At 64.1% G+C, this 15,622-nt stretch carries 16 protein-coding genes; 9 read left to right on the forward strand and 7 right to left on the reverse strand.

Translation table 11 applies throughout. The features are described 5' to 3' along the window. Window positions 1-34 precede the first annotated feature (34 nt). The 3 genes from ACFQ6Y_RS10100 to ACFQ6Y_RS10110 all read left to right on the forward strand — a co-directional run bounded on the left by ACFQ6Y_RS10100 (window position 35) and on the right by ACFQ6Y_RS10110 (window position 4,155). The gene (locus ACFQ6Y_RS10100) at window positions 35-856 is read left to right on the forward strand and encodes a DUF3027 domain-containing protein (protein WP_230814746.1); all 822 of its coding nucleotides are present in this window, start codon (window positions 35-37) and stop codon (window positions 854-856) included. Window positions 857-924: 68 nt separating this feature from the next. Next, the gene (locus tag ACFQ6Y_RS10105; protein WP_378631626.1) at window positions 925-3,597 is read left to right on the forward strand and encodes a sacsin N-terminal ATP-binding-like domain-containing protein; all 2,673 of its coding nucleotides are present in this window, start codon (window positions 925-927) and stop codon (window positions 3,595-3,597) included. A 6-nt stretch (window positions 3,598-3,603) separates the two neighbouring features. Continuing rightward, window positions 3,604-4,155: a phosphatase PAP2 family protein gene (locus ACFQ6Y_RS10110; RefSeq protein WP_378631629.1), complete on the forward strand. Its 552-nt coding sequence runs from the start codon at window positions 3,604-3,606 to the stop codon at window positions 4,153-4,155. Here ACFQ6Y_RS10110 and ACFQ6Y_RS10115 read toward each other — a convergent pair. After that, entirely contained in the window at window positions 4,145-5,206 is a 1,062-nt protein-coding gene (locus tag ACFQ6Y_RS10115; protein ID WP_378631632.1) for an iron-siderophore ABC transporter substrate-binding protein, read from the reverse strand. The genes ACFQ6Y_RS10110 and ACFQ6Y_RS10115 overlap by 11 nt on opposite strands. Before the next feature lie 90 nt (window positions 5,207-5,296). Then, window positions 5,297-5,554, reverse strand: a complete 258-nt coding sequence (locus ACFQ6Y_RS10120; protein WP_007733492.1) for a DUF2530 domain-containing protein — start codon at window positions 5,552-5,554, stop codon at window positions 5,297-5,299. A gap of 102 nt (window positions 5,555-5,656) precedes the next feature. Between ACFQ6Y_RS10120 and ACFQ6Y_RS10125 the strand changes: the two genes are divergently transcribed. The 3 genes from ACFQ6Y_RS10125 to ACFQ6Y_RS10135 all read left to right on the forward strand — a co-directional run bounded on the left by ACFQ6Y_RS10125 (window position 5,657) and on the right by ACFQ6Y_RS10135 (window position 8,997). Then, on the forward strand, window positions 5,657-7,111 hold the full coding sequence (locus ACFQ6Y_RS10125) for an NCS2 family permease (protein WP_378446242.1): 1,455 nt from the start codon (window positions 5,657-5,659) through the stop codon (window positions 7,109-7,111). A 65-nt stretch (window positions 7,112-7,176) separates the two neighbouring features. Then, entirely contained in the window at window positions 7,177-7,608 is a 432-nt protein-coding gene (locus ACFQ6Y_RS10130) for a MarR family winged helix-turn-helix transcriptional regulator (protein WP_003939901.1), read from the forward strand. Between the two features lie 81 nt (window positions 7,609-7,689). Beyond that, window positions 7,690-8,997, forward strand: coding sequence for an MFS transporter (locus ACFQ6Y_RS10135; RefSeq protein ID WP_378632833.1), 1,308 nt, complete (start codon window positions 7,690-7,692; stop codon window positions 8,995-8,997). Here ACFQ6Y_RS10135 and ACFQ6Y_RS10140 read toward each other — a convergent pair. Next, the gene (locus ACFQ6Y_RS10140) at window positions 8,981-9,529 is read right to left on the reverse strand and encodes a hypothetical protein (protein WP_378631635.1); all 549 of its coding nucleotides are present in this window, start codon (window positions 9,527-9,529) and stop codon (window positions 8,981-8,983) included. The genes ACFQ6Y_RS10135 and ACFQ6Y_RS10140 overlap by 17 nt on opposite strands. Window positions 9,530-9,599: 70 nt before the next feature. Here ACFQ6Y_RS10140 and ACFQ6Y_RS10145 point away from each other — a divergent pair, with 70 nt between their 5' ends. Genes ACFQ6Y_RS10145 through ACFQ6Y_RS10155 form a run of 3 tightly spaced genes read left to right on the forward strand, consistent with a single transcriptional unit; the run spans window position 9,600 to window position 11,302 of the window. Continuing rightward, complete coding sequence (locus ACFQ6Y_RS10145) at window positions 9,600-10,190, forward strand: TetR/AcrR family transcriptional regulator (protein WP_378532287.1); 591 nt, start codon at window positions 9,600-9,602, stop codon at window positions 10,188-10,190. Window positions 10,191-10,238: 48 nt separating this feature from the next. Next, on the forward strand, window positions 10,239-11,045 hold the full coding sequence (locus tag ACFQ6Y_RS10150) for a TrmH family RNA methyltransferase (protein WP_378631638.1): 807 nt from the start codon (window positions 10,239-10,241) through the stop codon (window positions 11,043-11,045). Continuing rightward, window positions 11,042-11,302: a DUF2537 domain-containing protein gene (locus tag ACFQ6Y_RS10155; protein WP_378631641.1), complete on the forward strand. Its 261-nt coding sequence runs from the start codon at window positions 11,042-11,044 to the stop codon at window positions 11,300-11,302. The genes ACFQ6Y_RS10150 and ACFQ6Y_RS10155 overlap by 4 nt, the downstream gene beginning before the upstream one ends. A gap of 20 nt (window positions 11,303-11,322) precedes the next feature. On the opposite strand, the gene ACFQ6Y_RS10160 is transcribed toward ACFQ6Y_RS10155, so the two are convergent. The 4 genes from ACFQ6Y_RS10160 to ACFQ6Y_RS10175 all read right to left on the reverse strand — a co-directional run bounded on the left by ACFQ6Y_RS10160 (window position 11,323) and on the right by ACFQ6Y_RS10175 (window position 15,604). Then, window positions 11,323-12,108 (reverse strand): DUF6928 family protein, encoded by a 786-nt coding sequence (locus ACFQ6Y_RS10160; RefSeq protein ID WP_378543221.1) that lies wholly within the window; start codon window positions 12,106-12,108, stop codon window positions 11,323-11,325. 52 nt (window positions 12,109-12,160) lie between these two features. Next, complete coding sequence (sepH, locus tag ACFQ6Y_RS10165) at window positions 12,161-13,093, reverse strand: septation protein SepH (RefSeq protein WP_378631643.1); 933 nt, start codon at window positions 13,091-13,093, stop codon at window positions 12,161-12,163. A gap of 199 nt (window positions 13,094-13,292) precedes the next feature. Further along, window positions 13,293-14,414, reverse strand: a complete 1,122-nt coding sequence (gene serC, locus ACFQ6Y_RS10170; RefSeq protein ID WP_007733484.1) for a phosphoserine transaminase — start codon at window positions 14,412-14,414, stop codon at window positions 13,293-13,295. Between the two features lie 62 nt (window positions 14,415-14,476). Then, complete coding sequence (locus ACFQ6Y_RS10175) at window positions 14,477-15,604, reverse strand: citrate synthase 2 (protein WP_230814514.1); 1,128 nt, start codon at window positions 15,602-15,604, stop codon at window positions 14,477-14,479. Window positions 15,605-15,622 lie beyond the last annotated feature (18 nt).

Genomic DNA, 15,622 nt, shown 5'->3' on the forward strand with positions numbered 1-15,622 from the left:
CCAGCATGGCAGCCCAGTGCGTTGCGGACTTGCGGTGGTGCGGCAAACTGGAGGAGTGAGTGTTGCTACTTCTCCAGAGCGTGCAGTGCCGCGCCCAGTACTGGCCGATGCGGTCGAGCTTGCCCGAACGGCAGTCGTCGACCTGCATGAAGGCGGTGTGGGGGCATACCTCGGCGTGACGTCGGAGGACGAATTTGCCGCCACCCATCGATTTGCAGCAGACATTCCGGGATACCGCGGTTGGCAGTGGGCGGTTGTCGTCGCTGCCGGACCGGAGGACACCCACGCCACGGTCAGTGAGTTGGCGCTGTTGCCAGGTCCCGACGCGTTGGTTGCGCCGGAATGGCTGCCATGGGATCAGCGGATTCGCCCCGGCGATCTCTCCGTCGGTGACCTGTTGGCTCCGCCGGCCGAGGATCCTCGTCTCGTTCCCGGCTACGTCGCCACCGGTGACCCGGAAGTCGACGAGGTAGCTCTCGAAATCGGGCTCGGCCGCAAACAGGTCATGAGCCTCGAAGGCCGACTCGATGCCGCGCAGCGTTGGTTCGACGGTGACTTCGGCCCGGAGTCGGAAATGGCGAAGGCCGCGCCGTCGACGTGTGGGCTGTGTGGGTTCTTCCTGCCGCTCGCCGGTTCGCTGCATGCAGCGTTCGGCGTGTGCGGCAACGAACTCTCCGCAGACGGCCGAGTGGTCAGCGTGTCCTACGGTTGTGGCGCGCACTCGGACACCAGCTTGCCGCTCGGTGCGGGTTCGCCGCAGTTCGACGCATTCGACGACGGGGCAGTCGAGCTGATCGCGGTGCCTGCTCGCCCGTCGAGCGTTGTTGCAGTTGAGGATTCGGTATCCACCGAGTAGAAGATCCGTTCGGCACGGACGCACTCAGGGCGGCGACGCTGCGCGCGTGGTCGGAATCTCCGACGCGATTGCGTGAAGACGCGGCTGCTGAATCCGATCTCGCGAAGGCCGGGTACCGCGACCGTCTGCTCACCGAGTTGGCGCAGAACGCTGCCGATGCGGCTGCACGCGAGGGCATCGCAGGCTCTTTGTGGGTGGACCTGGACGATCAGACGCTGACCGTGGCGAACACGGGCCGTCCGCTGGACGAATCCGGCGTGCACGCGCTCACGGCGCTGCGAGCGTCGAACAAGGTCGACGCCGACGAAGGCGTCACAGGTCGGTTCGGCGTCGGATTCTCGGCAGTTCTCTCGGTCAGTGACGAGGTGGAACTGCGCTCGTCGACGGGATCGGTTCGGTTCTCTGCCTCGCAAACCCTGCGCGAGATCGAGTCTCACGAACTTCCGGTGCCGGAAACCGGAGTTCCCGTACTCCGTTTGGTGTGGCCCTCGGTCGAATTGCCCGGCGTCGGTGCCGATTCGGAAGTGGTGCTGACACTGCGGCCGGATGTCGATGCCGCTGCGTTGCTCGCGCAGATGACGCGCGAGGCCGTCGACTTGCTGCTCGAACTTCCGGCCCTCGGATCTATTCGTCTGGGCGAGAAGACTTTTCAGCGTTCGGAACGAGTGCTGGAATCCGGTCTCGTGGAGATAGCGATCGGAGATCGCACGTGGTGGCAGTACTCGGCGACGAACGCACGATGGTTGGTGCCGGTCCGCGACGGGGTCGTCGAGCCGGTGTCCGACGACGTCCTGCGGGCGCCGACGCGATCCGACGAGGAACTGTCGATCCCCGCGATCATCATTGCCGACATAGCGATGCAGCCCGATCGGCGACGCATCATGCCCGCTGCACCGATCGCTCCGCTCGCCGAGGGATACGCGAAGTTCCTTGCCGCACTGCCGCCCCGGCAGCGCACGGCGCTCGTTCCGATTCCCGCCTTCGCTCGAAGTGAAACGGATTCGCTTCTGCGCGAAGCGCTTCTGAAGGAGTTGCAGGAGAACGAGTGGCTTCCGGTGGTCGGTGAACCCGACCGGGCGCCGCAGCGAGCGTCCGTGGTTCCCGGGCTCAGTGACGAACTCGCCGATTTGCTCACCGACATCATCGGCGGACTGGTTGTCCCCGAACTCTCCGGCCCCAAGCACGAGCGAGCACTTGCGGCGGTGTCGACGCACCGCATCGGACTCGCGCGCATCGCGGAACTGCTCAGCGGCCTCGAACGTGAACCGAGTTGGTGGAATCGGCTCTATTCGGCTCTCGAGCCCTTGGTGATCGACACCCTTGCGGTGGAAGAGCTTGGAACGCTGCCCGTTCCGCTCTCCGACGGACGGATCGTGACCGGTCCGCGGACCGTCGTCGTCGGTGTCGAACTGGGCGAAGACGCACCGTCGGTGCAGTGGACGAGGTTGGTTCATCCCGTTGCGGCTCACCCGTTGCTGTCTCGATTGGGAGCGCAGACCGCGAGTGCCACCGACCTGCTGTCCGACCCGGCGCTACGAGCATTGATCGAAGATGCTGCGGATCAGGATGATTCGGTAGTGACGGACTTGGCGCAGGTGGTGCTCGGCTTGGCTGCCCACGTGGCGCCAGGGGCACTACCGTCGTGGATCGGTGAAGTGCTGCTTCCTGATTCGGAGGGCGAATTGCGTTCCGCCGACCAGCTTCTGCTTCCGGGGGCTCCCCTCGCGGGTGTCCTGGTCGAGGATTCTCCCTTCGGCATCGTCGACGCTGATTTCGTGCAGCAGGTGGGGGAGCAGGCACTTCGGGTAGTCGGTGTCGGGTGGGGCTTCGCGGTGGTCCGTGAGGAATTGCCGTCCGGCCCGGACCACGATCTCGACGCCGAAGACGCATGGTGGGACACCCTCGACGAGGATCCCGAATACATCGAAGCCGTGCGCGACCTCGATCTCGTGGACGAAGACCGCTGGGCTCAAGCGTTGTCGTTGCTGGTCGAATCGCCGGCAACGCGGGCGCTGCTCGTCGATCGCCGCGGATACACGGCGTGGTGGTTGCGATCGAATGCCGAACTGGGCGGGGAGGTTCTGGGACTGCTGCGCGCGCCGGGCGATCGCACTTTCGAGGGATTGCTCGATGCTGCCGAACACCCCGACGCCGGATTCTTTTCCGGACTGCTGGCATCGGATACCGTCGACGATCCGGAACTGGCTCAGCTGCTGCTCGATCGGCTTGCCGACCCACTACGGATGCCGGCCTCCGCCGTCGTCGCGCGGGCGCACAGACTACTGGGTGAGGCAGCGCAGCGACGGGTTCTCGACCTCGAGGAACTGCGCCTGCCACCGTTCGTGCGCGGCCTTTCCGGCGATCTGGTCGATCCCGGCGACGCCCTTGTTCTCGACCGACCGTGGCTCGGAGCAGCACTACCTGCGCAACGAGTGGTGCTCGGCAGCTTCGAGACGGCCGCCGCACTGGCGGATCTCCTCGACATCGCGGCGGCTTCTGCATCCGTTCACGGACGAGTGAGCAGCACCGGCGTCGTGACGACTTGGGCGAACGAACCACAGGCAGTTCTCGGCTTCGCAGCCCTCGGCCGTGAGGTTCCCGTCGGCGAGGTAGTGATCCATCACGAACTGTCGGTGGAACTGACAGGAGCAGTGGAGGCGACAGTGACCGTGCCTTGGTGGGTGGACTCGGACGGCATTCATCACGTGATGCGCACGTGGACTCTGCCGCAAGGAATGTGAGGCCAGATGTCTTTTGATCAGTGGGTGCTCGACAGCGCGGTGAGTCAGCGGACGGCGTGGCTCGTGGACGTGGTCGACGTCATCACCGACAGCGGCGGAACACTCGCGTCGTGGCTGATCGCGACGCTGCTGACGATCGTGCTTCTGGTCCGAGGACTGCGCACCGAAGCTCTGTTGATCGCCGGGTCGATGTTGACCGGCCTGCTCGTGATGAGCGGATTGAAGCGCATCTTCACCCGGACCCGCCCACCCGTTCCGGAGCGTTTGATCGAAATCGACTCGTATTCGTTCCCGTCGGGCCACGCGATGATGAGCGCGATCCTCGCGACTTCGGTTGCCGCCGTGATTCTTCGGCTTGCCTTGCCGAGGCTCGCGAAGTTGGCAATGCTCGCGAGCCTCGGCCTGTACACGATCGCCGTCGGATTCTCCCGCGTCTACCTGGCTGCCCACTGGATGACCGACGTTCTGGCAGGTTGGGCGTTCGGGATGATGTGGGCCGGAGTGTGGATCTGGGGAACTGCGCAGATCAAGGCGCGCCGGACGCCGGTTACTTCGTAAGCTCGGCGAGTAGTTCGCTTGTAGCCCAAGGCAAGCTCAGCGCTGAGCTTGCGGTCAGGGCAGCGCCGACCTGCGGGGCCTGATCGTCGTTGACGTAGACGACGCGGTTGTTCTTGACCACGTCGAGTTGTTGGAAGCCGAGATTGCTCCGGACCGCCTGGGCGGCATCGGGATTGCCGATGACCACGAGACGGTCCACATCGAGGAGATCGAGTCGTTCGGTGGAGATCGGAGCGTAGAACTCGCCGTTCATCAACGCCTCGACCGCGGGAGCAGGTTTGAATCCGAGGCTGCCGAGAACTCGTCCGCGGGCATCCTCGGAGGAGAAGGCGTAGAACTCCGGAGTCGTGTCGACGCTGATGATCACCGCGGTCTGATCCGCGAATTCGGGGTGAGCGCTTCTCGCGTCGGCGAACTGCTTGTCGATGTCGGCGACCAACTTCTCGCCGTCGGCTTCGCGGCCCACTGCCTTTGCCGCGGTCTTCGTCGTGATCTGCCACGGGGTTGCGTAGTCGCCGTAGGCCGGATCCTTCGCGACGGTGGGGGCGATCGCGGAAAGTGTGCTGTACAGGTCTTTGTCGATGCTCGAGTAGAGCCCGAGGATCAGGTCCGGCTCGAGCGCGGCGATCTTTTCGACGCTGATCGTGGTTTCGGGATTGCTGCCGACGACGGTCGGTTCGGTTCCGCCCCAAGGTCCGGTCACCCACGGCCACGTGCGGTTGACGTCCGGCTCACCCGGGTACTGATTGACCATGCCGACGGGCTTGATGCCCAAGGCCAACAGAGCTTGCTCGTCGTTGTAGCCGACGGTGACGATCCGCTGTGGTTCGGAATCGATCGTGGTGCTGCCGAAGGCGTGATCGATCGTGACGGGGAAGGCGCCGCCTCCGGAAGTCGACGAACTATTTGTCGTGTCGTCGTCGCCCGATCCGCAGGAGACGAGTGCTGTGCCGACCAGTGCGACCAGGGCAACGGATGTCAGTCTCGTCCGATGTCCTCGGCTTTTCCTAAGGTCGCGGCTTTTCCGACGATTTCGGATGGAGATATTCACGGTGACGTGTTTCCTTTCAGCGGCGGCAAGCCATGATCCGCACATTGGTGCAGGGTAGGCTTACCATACTGAAAGGGTGAATCGACCCGCTCAGTCGACCAGACCGGCGCCCTGTTGCGCGCCCTTGTCGCCGCGCACAGCTGCGCGCCGTTGAATCGAGAACAGAGCGAAGCCGAGGAAGCCGACTCCGATACCCGCGTAACAAATCGGGAGTGCATCCGACCAACGGTCGCCGCTCACCGCGACCACGATCGTGGCGATCACCCACAACGCGGTGCCGATGATCAGTGCCGGCGCGGGTGCGGACAATTTGCCGATCAGGCCAGTTGTGTTGCGAGTCTCCGTCACAAAATTAACGCTACCCGTACCCCGGTGGCCTACTCTCCCTAGTGCGACCGGCTTCATGTGCGCCGGCACACGGCGACCTACAGCGATGGGGAAAGAACAAACATGGCGGCACCCGGCAAGATCCTCGACACCTATTTCAAGATCAGCGAACGAGGGTCGACGATCTCGACCGAGATTCGCGGCGGTGTCGTCACCTTCGTGGCGATGGCCTACATCGTGGTCCTCAACCCCCTCATCCTCGGCAGTTTCTCGGCCGAAGACGCTGCGGCGAAGACCGACGTTCTCGGCAACATCCTTCCGGTCAACCAGGTGGCTGCAGTCACCGCTCTGGTGGCTGGCCTGATGAGCATCGTCTTCGGTGTCGTCGCCAACTATCCGTTCGCCATCGCCGCGGGTCTCGGCATCAACAGCCTCCTCGCAGTCACCATCGCACCTCAGGTCACCTGGCCCGAGGCGATGGGTCTGGTGGTCATCGACGGTGTGATCATCGTTCTGTTGGCGCTCACGGGCTTCCGAACGGCGGTGTTCAACGCGATCCCCGCAGCGCTGAAGTCCGCGATCGCGGCCGGTATCGGCATGTTCATCGCCTTCATCGGACTCGTCGACGCCGGATTCGTCCGCCGCATCCCCGACGCCGCCGGTACGACGGTCCCCGTCGGACTCGGAATCAACGGCTCCATCGCTTCGTGGCCGACCGTGGTGTTCATCTTCGGTGTGCTGCTCATGGGTGTTCTGGTCGTGCGCAAGGTTCGTGGTGGACTGCTGATCGGCATCGTCGTCACGACGATCCTCGCCGCCGTCATCGAAGCCGTTGCCGACGTCGGACCCTCACTCGGCACCAACCCCAAGGGCTGGAACCTCAGCATCCCCGCCATCCCGGACATGCTCGGAGGTATGCCTGACCTGAGCTTGGTCGGCGACGTCAGCATCTTCGGCGCGTTCACCCGCATCGGTGTTCTGGCCGCCAGCCTGCTGGTCTTCACCCTTGTGCTCGCGAATTTCTTCGACGCCATGGGCACGATGACAGGTCTCGGTAAGGAAGCCGGCCTGACCGACAAGGACGGAAACCTCCCCAACGTCGGTCGCGCGTTGGTCGTCGAAGGTGCGGGTGCGATCGTCGGCGGTGGCGCTTCGGCGTCGTCGAACACCGTGTTCGTGGAATCCGCGTCGGGTATCGCCGAAGGCGCCCGCACGGGCCTGGCAAACGTGGTCACGGGTCTGCTCTTCCTGGTCGCGATGTTCCTGACGCCGCTGTATTCCGTCGTGCCGATCGAGGCAGCTGCGCCTGCCCTCGTCGTCGTCGGTGCATTGATGATCGGACAGGTCCGAGACATCGATTTCACGAAGTTCTCGGTGGCACTCCCGGCGTTCCTGACCATGATCGTCATGCCGTTCACCTACTCGATCGCCAACGGCATCGGCGTCGGCTTCATTTCGTGGGTGGTCCTGCACGCTGCCAGCGGTGGTATCAAGAAAATCCACCCGTTGCTGTGGATCGTGGCGGCACTTTTTGTGGCCTACTTCACTGTCGGACCCATTACCGACGCCCTTACGTGAAATCGGGGTTGACCGGTATTCGATTACGTGAGCTACCGGCCAGCTCTTGACGTATTGTCTGACGCGTGACCACCGAAACTCGTGCGCTGGCCAGCGATCTTTCCCTGGCTGTAGTGCGTCTCACCAGGCATCTGCGCGGCCGCAGAGTCGACGCTCAGGTATCGCTGACGCAACTGTCCGCTTTGGCGAGCCTGGATCAGTACGGCCCGATGACTCCTGGCGTACTCGCAGCACGTGAGAAAGTGCAGCCGCCGTCGATGACGCGGGTTGTTGCTTCTCTCGCCGAGCTCGGTTTGGTCGAGCGTTCGCCGCATCCCACGGACGGTCGTCAGATCATCGTCAACCTCTCCGACGCCGGGCAGGCGTTGCTCGCGGACGAGACCCACGCGCGTGAAGCGTGGATGAACGAGCAGTTGGCGGGGTTGGGTGGCGAAGAACTCGCGACGCTGCGCGGGGCTGTCGAGATCATCACGGAGATGGTCAACAAGACGGAGTAGCTCCGCCATGCCATAGGTCGTTGCCCAAACGAATTACTCGAGGGGCAAGATGGTGTGGTGCCCCGAGACCCCGATTCCGGCATGTTTGCCGCGCTCCACAACCGTAACTACCGCCTTTGGGCTTCCGGACAGATCGTTTCTCTGGTCGGCACGTGGATGCAACGTATCGCCCAGGACTGGCTGGTACTGACGCTCTCGGACGGCAACGCGTTGGCGGTGGGCATCGTCATGGCCTTGCAGTTCGGCCCGACGCTGTTCCTCTCGGTATGGGGCGGTGTGCTGGCCGATCGGTACGACAAGCGTCGGATCCTGATCTTCACGCAGTGGGCGAGTGCGGCCTGTGCGCTGGTACTGGGTGTGTTGGACGTCGGCGGACTGGTCGCGTTATGGCACGTCTTCCTGATTGCCTTTGCGCTCGGTTGTGTCTCGGCGCTCGACGCACCGGTGCGTCAGTCGTTCACTATCGAAATGGTGGGCAAGGAGCACCTGTCCAACGCCATCGCGCTCAACTCCATGACGTTCAACACGGCCCGCATCGTCGGCCCGGCCATCTCGGGTGTTCTGATCAACCTGATCGGTACCGGGTGGGTGTTCCTGCTCAACGTCGCGACGTTCGGAGGGGTGCTCATCGCGCTCTACCTCATGAACAAGAAGGAGTTGATCCCGTCCGAACCCGCTCCGCGTACCAAGGGCCAGGTGCGCGACGGGTTCCGATATGTGTGGGGCCGCAAGGACCTTCGGGTGATCATGGTGTCCGTCTTCATGGTCTCGACGTTCGGTCTGAACTTCGCGATCAGCCTTGCGGTGATGGCGCGTAACACGTTCGGTCTCGAGGCCGACGGCTACGGACTCCTGTCCACGACGCTCGCCGTGGGAACCCTTGCGGGCGCTGCGTATGCCGCGAGACGGAAGGAAGCACCGCGACTGCGTACGTTCCTCGGTGCCGCCGTGGCTTTCGGTGTGTTCGAGGTCGCGGTCGGGTTGATGCCCACCTACGCGTTGGTGGCACTGATGCTGATTCCCACGGGCGCACTGACATTGACGTTCACGACGTCTGCGATGAACATCCTGCAGATGTCGGTACCCTCCGAGATGCGCGGGCGGGTGATGGGCATCTACATGCTCAGTTTCCTCGGTGGCACACCGCTGGGAAGCCCGTTGCTGGGCTGGCTCGCCGACTCCGTGGATCCTCGCGCGCCCCTGATCGTGGGCGGAGTGATCTCGCTGGTCTCGGGCACTGCCGCCGGGGTGTACCTGCTGCGTAGCGAAGGACTGAAGCTTCGGCTCGCGAGGCCGGAAGACGGTGGCAGGCTGCCGGTGTTCGTCCTGCGTCCGGTGATCGTGTGCGATGCGACCGAACAGGCAGTCGAGGCTAGCCGCGCGCCATGACCTTCTCTCGCTTGGGAAATACCGTGTAGCTCAACGCGATTGCTCCCCAGATTCCCAGCACCACAGTGAGCTTGCTGATCCATCCGTCGAGGGCTCCCGTACGGGCGGGGTCGTCGACGAGGTAGATGGCGGCGGCGAGAAGCCCGCACGCGATGGCCCAGGCGATCGCGGCTTTGCCGAACTCGCGCCATTCGCGCAGGGCCCGCGCGCTCCCGTACTTGGGCGGTGCCACGGGCGCTGGGCCGCCGGCGAATCGGTAGGCGAACCTGGTGTCGGCCCAGGAGATGAGGCTGTGTCCGAACGCGACGGAAAAGCCGATGTAGGCCGCGGCAAGGCCGTGGGTGAAGTTCGCCTCGCCACCGCCGCGAAGATCGAGGGCCGTGGCGACGAGCAGGACCACGTCGACCAGGGGAGCGCAGATGAGCAGCGCGGCGCCCAGCGTCTTGCGGCGAAGGAGATAGCGGGCGGCGAGACCGACGGCGATGAACACCCAGAACATGATTTCGCACGCGATGATCAGGTGGACGATCATGACATCAGCTCATTTCTAGTACGACTGTATTAGTGGAGGAAAACTAGCACAGTTGTGTTAGTTTTGTGAAGTGGTGAAACGAATCAGTCCCGACGAGCGACGAGAAGAGATCGCCGAGGCTGTCTGGCGTGTGATTCGACGCGACGGTGTCGCGAGCGCCAGCGTCCGAGCCGTCGCGGACGAGGCGAAGATGTCGACGGGCTCGCTGCGTCACTTCTTCACCACGCAGTCCGAACTCTTGCTGTTCGCGATGACGCTCGTGACCGTTCGGGTGGAGAAGAGGATTGCCGGCATCGACTTCGATCCCGACATCCGCCGCGCGATCCGCCAGTTCACCGATCAGTTCGTGCCCCTCGACGAAGATCGGCGTGAAGAAATGCAGGTTTGGGAGGCCTTTGCTGCTGCCGCCCAGACCGATCCGGCGTTGACGGCGGTGCGTGACGAGACAGACCGGACCTTGTTCGAGCACTTTCGTTCGTTCGTGGAAGCGGCGCATCGAGCGGGTTTTCTACGGCCGGGTGCCTCGGTCGACATCGAGGCGATGAGATTGCATGCGCTCGCCGACGGGCTCGCGTCGCACGGCGTCGACAATCCCGAGCGAACCAATCCGGAGGTGATCAGCCAGGTGCTCGACGCGCATTTTGTCACGCTGTTGCGCTAGGTCGGGAGTAGTGGTGGGGGCTCGCGGTGCGTACGGCACGATAGACCCGTGGTTCACGTCATCGACATCTCAGATCCCGCCGACTCCCGGCTGGAGGACTTTCGCGATCTCAACTCCTCGGATCGACGCCCCGACCTGCCGGAGGGCAAGGGGTTGGTGATCGCCGAGGGAGTGTTCGTCACTCAGCGGCTGCTGACCTCGCGGTTCGAGCCGATCAGTCTCCTCGGCGTCGAACGACGGCTCGTGGAGTTGGCTGACGATCTCGACGGTGTGGACGTGCCGTTCTACCGTACGAGCGCCGAAGTGATGGCCGAGGTCGTCGGATTCCACCTGAACCGTGGCGTCCTCGCTGCAGCATCACGTCCGGCACCGCTCGCGGTCTCGGACGTGTTGAGGGATGCGAAGACGGTAGCGATCCTCGAAGGCGTCAATGATCACGAGAACCTCGGCTCGATGTTCCGTAACGCTGCGGGGCTCGGCGTCGACGCCGTTCTGTTCGGGAAGGGTTGTGCCGACCCGTTGTACCGGCGCTCGGTCCGCGTGTCGATGGGACACGTGCTGCGAGTGCCCTTCGCGCACGTGGCGAAATGGCCGTACGACCTCGAGGAGCTGCGTGGCAACGGTTTTCAGCTCATTTCCTTGACTCCGAATCCGAAAGCGGTCACTTTGGCCGAAGCGATGACCGGGGAGAAGGTGGCGCTACTGCTGGGCGCCGAGGGGCCAGGACTGACCGAACATGCGATGCGCGCCACCGACATTCGCGCCAAGATACCGATGGCACCAGGCACCGATTCGCTCAACGTCGCGACCGCAGCGGCGATGGCCTTCTACGAACGTGTCAGGACCGGCCGGTGACTCAGGACCGCACACCCTGGTTCACCGGAATCGCGGTGTCGGTATTCGCCGCGATGCTCTCGACCAGTGCCGTCGCGGCGTTCTGCGTCGCACTGGGCAACGTGAACGTGCTCCTGGCGATTGTCGTCAATCTCATTGCGGTAGGCGGACTTGCGCCGACCGTGTGGCGCTGGCGAGCGACTCCTGTCTGGCGATGGGTGGTCTTCGGCGCAGTTGTCGGCGTTCCGCTCGGGTGGATCGCAGCGATAGCCGCATGAACCTGTGAAGGCGTACCGCGCTACTTGAATCCGAAGTAGCGGGCGAGGCGGCTGCGCGGCTTGGCTGCCGGCGCTTCGCGGATCGGCGGCATGTTCTCGGGCACGGGCACCTCGGTCGGCGCCTGCTCGGGTACCGGCACGGGAGCTGGTGGCGCAGGTTTAGGCGCCTCGCCGGGACGGTGAATCTTGAAGCCCCACAGGAGAATCTGCGTCGTATCGAGTTCGTGTTCTCGCGGAGCGCCGGTGTATCGGAATCCCAGCCACTCGAGATTGGCGGACTCCGCGAACTGTTGCGGGTGGAACGGCAATGACTGCGGATCGGGCAGGATCCCGGGCGGATAGCGCAGAGGATGATCGCCGGCCCAGAATTCCCGTTCCCAGGTCTGCGGGATCCCCACATTTTCGACGATGTCTATCGGGATGGCACTGAACGAGCGTCGTAGCTCGCCGTCCTCCCACAGTGCAAACGAGCCCTGCGCGGTTTCGGGGACGGAGCTGATCAGCAGCGTCGACCCACCCTCGGCCGAAAGGTGCCAGGACTCAGGCAGTTTCGAGGGGACGAAGGTGCTGAGTTCGGCGCTGCATACGACGCTCACCCGGTTGTACGCGCCGATGAAGACGTAGCCGGGGCTCACCGTCGCGGCCATCGACAGCGGCTGGGGCCCGAGGGATTCGAACTCCTTGTCCGGATACAACGACATGGCGATTTTCAGCGCCTCTGTCTGATCCGGCTGCGGGTACTTGCTCAATTCGGTGCGAGCGTCTGCGCCGCCCAGAAACCAGATTGTCGATACCCGTGCAGCCACCGGCAGCCCTCTCTCCTCAGCCTCGCTCGAAAGAAGAATACTTTCCTTCGGGTCAGCGACCGCTGCTGCGGACCCCGAGAAGAACGTCATCCCACGAGGGCAGAGCAGGCCTTCCGCGCTTGTCCTTTGTCTGCGTCTGTTGCGGCGCGGTTTTCGGCGTCACATCCGGCGCAGGTTCGGGAACCTCTTCGGCGACGACGGTTTCCGGTTCGGCAATCGGCTCGGGCGCCACGATCCGTTCGGGAACCACAGTCCGTTCGGGAACCACAGTCCGTTCGGCAACCACAGTCCGTTCGGGAACCACCGTCGGCTCGATTTCCGCCACCGGTTCGACGTCGAATCGGGACAGTTCGAGCTGTTCCGGCTCGTTCGAGGCCACCGGTACCAGCCCGCGGAGCGGGCGACCGAAGTCAGGATCGATCAAGTCGAATGCTGCGTCGTCGAGCGCAACGATCGTTCCGCCGTGTGCATCGGGCTGGTAACGCCAGTGCGCGGCGTTGGTGGTGCGGCCGGCCTGCCACTGCAACTGCGCAACCCACTGATTGTCCTCGTCGCGCCAGGCATCCCAGGTGGCCTCGTCGATGCTGTGGCCACGAGCACGGAATGCGTGAGTCACGATTTCGGAGAGTGTGGGAACCGTCGGACCGTTGTCGCGAACCGGGTGACCGCCCTGCGCCATTTCTGCGGCGCGAGAGCGCTCGAGCAGAACGGGATACGCAAAGCGCTCGACCTTGCTGATGGGAATCTTCGCTTCTTCGGCGACCTGTTCTACGGAAGCACCGGAACGGATGCGGGCCTGGATTTCGCGGGGACGGAGTTGGCTTTCCATTTCGATCTCAATCTGGCCGAGTCGAGCCACGTCTCCGCGGGAAGCTGCACGAAGTTTGTCATCGGCGGGAAGCCGGAATTTCTGGCCGGTTTCAGCATCTGCGCACACCACATGCGATCCATCGGGTTCAAGTCCGATCACTCGAAGCTCTCGCACATTGACCTCCTTATCGCGCCGGCTCGCGACTTTGCGCCGCGCTCAACTGTAATTCATTCGTGACCATGGGCTCGGCAGGACACGCAGGGCGAGATGGCCTCTGATTCACCTACCGGTGTGGTAGCTCACAGGGTCTTGCGCAAACGACGCTCGGCCCCCGACACGATGTCGAGGGCCGAGCGGTGAAGCAGTGTGAAAATCAGCCGAGCTGAGAAACGACCCAGTCGATGCTCTTGGTGAGAGCGGTGACGTCATCGGGGTCGATGGCCGGGAACATGCCGACACGCAACTGGTTGCGTCCGAGCTTGCGGTACGGCTCGGTGTCGACAATTCCGTTGGCGCGCAGGATCTTTGCAACTTCTGCTGCGTCGACGTCGTCGTTGAAGTCGATGGTGCCGACAACCTGCGAGCGGTGTGCCGGATCAGCGACGAACGGCGTTGCGAACTCGCTGGCCTCGGCCCAGTTGTACAGGCGCGAGGACGAATCCGCGGTGCGAGCGGTGGTCCAGTCGAGGCCGCCGTTGCTGTTCATCCACTCGATCTGGTTGGCGAAGAGCAACAGGGTGGCCAGGGCCGGGGTGTTGTACGTCTGATCCTTGGAGCTGTTGTCCACGGCGATGGGCAGCGAGAGGAAGTCGGGCGTCCAGCGTCCCGAATCCTTGATCTCCGCGACGCGTTCGAGGGCGGCCGGGCTCATCAGCGCGATCCACAGTCCGCCGTCTGCAGCGAAGCACTTCTGCGGAGCGAAGTAGTAGACGTCGGAATCGGCGACGTTGACCGGGAGTCCACCGGCGCCCGAGGTGGCGTCGATGGCGATCAGGGCGTTCTCCGAACCCGCGGGACGCGAGACGGGGATCGACACACCGGTGGAGGTCTCGTTGTGCGCCCAGCCGATGAGATCGACGGACGGGTCCGAGACCGGCACCGGTGCGCTGCCCGGATCGGCGGAAACGACGATCGGGTCACCGATGAACGGGTTGGCCTTGGCGACCGAAGCGAACTTGGAGCTGAATTCGCCGTTGGTCAGGTGCAGCGACTTCTCGCGGATGAGGCCGAATGCAGCCGCATCCCAGAACGCAGTGGTTCCACCGTTACCGAGGACGACCTCGTAGCCCTCGGGCAGTGAGAACAGATCGGCGAGGCCGGAACGAATGCTGGCGACAACGTTCTTGACCGGCTTCTGGCGATGGCTGGTGCCGAACACCGAAGCGCCCACCTCGACCAGGGACTGCAGCTGCTCGGGGCGAACCTTGGAAGGACCGCAGCCGAAGCGTCCGTCGGCGGGCTTGAGGTCGGCGGGGATGATCGGTGTGGAGGTCATCGCTTCTTTCTGTTCCTTCACTTGTGTTCTGTACTACCGTGATTGGCGAATTCGAGCGGGTGTCACGCGTGGCTGATCTGGTCCCAGCCCTCGACGGACTCAGGCGTGCGGGGCTCCGGGCCGGTGTAGATGGCGGCCGGGCGTACCAGTTTACCGAGACGCTTCTGCTCGAGGATGTGTGCACACCAGCCGGCGGTGCGGCCACAGGTGAACATGGCGGGCATCATGTGCGCGGGAACCTCGGCGAAGTCGAGGATGACTGCAGCCCAGAACTCGACGTTGGTCTCGATCGCGCGATCGGGACGACGCTCACGCAGTTCCGTCAGTGCTGCCTGCTCGAGAGCTGCGGCAGCCTCGTAGCGGGGAGCGTTGAGGCGCTTCGCGGTAGCGCGAAGCACGCGTGCACGGGGATCTTCGGCGCGGTAGACGCGGTGTCCGAAGCCCATGAGCTTTTCCTTGCGGTCGAGGATTCCCTTGACCAGTGCGCGGGCGTCGCCGGTCTTCTCGGTCTCTTCGATCATCGGAAGAACGCGGGCCGGAGCGCCGCCGTGCAGCGGGCCGGACATCGCGCCGATGGCGCCGGAGAGCGAGGCCGCGACGTCGGCGCCGGTGGAGGCGATGACGCGGGCCGTGAAGGTGGAGGCGTTCATGCCGTGCTCGGCTGCCGAGACCCAGTACGCGTCGATTGCCTCGACGTGTGCCGGATCGGGCTCGCCCTTCCAGCGCACCATGAAGCGCTCGGTGACCGTCTTGGCCTCGTCGATGCGGCTCTGGGGGACTGCGGGCTGGTAGATGCCGCGAGCGGACTGCGCGACGTAGGACAGTGCCATGACGGACGCGCGGGCGAGCTGGTCGCGGGCGGTCTCGTCATCGATGTCGAGGAGTGGCTGGTAGCCCCAGATGGGAGCCAGCATCGCCAGTCCGGCCTGGACGTCGACACGGACGTCGCCGGTGTGAATGGGGAGGGGGAACGGCTCGGCCGGCGGGAGGCCGGGGCCGAAGCGGCCGTCGACGAGAAGGGCCCATACGTTGCCGAAGGTGACCCTCTGGCCGACCAGGTCTTCGATGTCGACTCCGCGGTAGCGCAGTGCGCCGCCGTCTTTGTCGGGTTCTGCGATATCGCTGGTGAAGGCGACGACGCCTTCGAGTCCGCTCACAAAATCGTCCGGTATTGCTGCGCTCGCTGCCATTCTCGTGGACTCTCCTCG

This window comes from Rhodococcus sp. NPDC056516, assembly GCF_042794655.1.
Lineage (GTDB): Bacteria > Actinomycetota > Actinomycetes > Mycobacteriales > Mycobacteriaceae > Rhodococcus_F.

Coding starts and splice junctions, on each gene's coding strand:
- ACFQ6Y_RS10110 (WP_378631629.1), top strand. CDS start 3,604: ATGTCTTTTGATCAGTGGGTGCTCGACAGCGCGGTGAGTCAGCGGACG.
- ACFQ6Y_RS10125 (WP_378446242.1), top strand. CDS start 5,657: ATGGCGGCACCCGGCAAGATCCTCGACACCTATTTCAAGATCAGCGAA.
- ACFQ6Y_RS10135 (WP_378632833.1), top strand. CDS start 7,690: ATGTTTGCCGCGCTCCACAACCGTAACTACCGCCTTTGGGCTTCCGGA.
- ACFQ6Y_RS10140 (WP_378631635.1), bottom strand. CDS start 9,529: ATGATCGTCCACCTGATCATCGCGTGCGAAATCATGTTCTGGGTGTTC.
- serC (WP_007733484.1), bottom strand. CDS start 14,414: ATGACCTCCACACCGATCATCCCCGCCGACCTCAAGCCCGCCGACGGA.
- ACFQ6Y_RS10175 (WP_230814514.1), bottom strand. CDS start 15,604: ATGGCAGCGAGCGCAGCAATACCGGACGATTTTGTGAGCGGACTCGAA.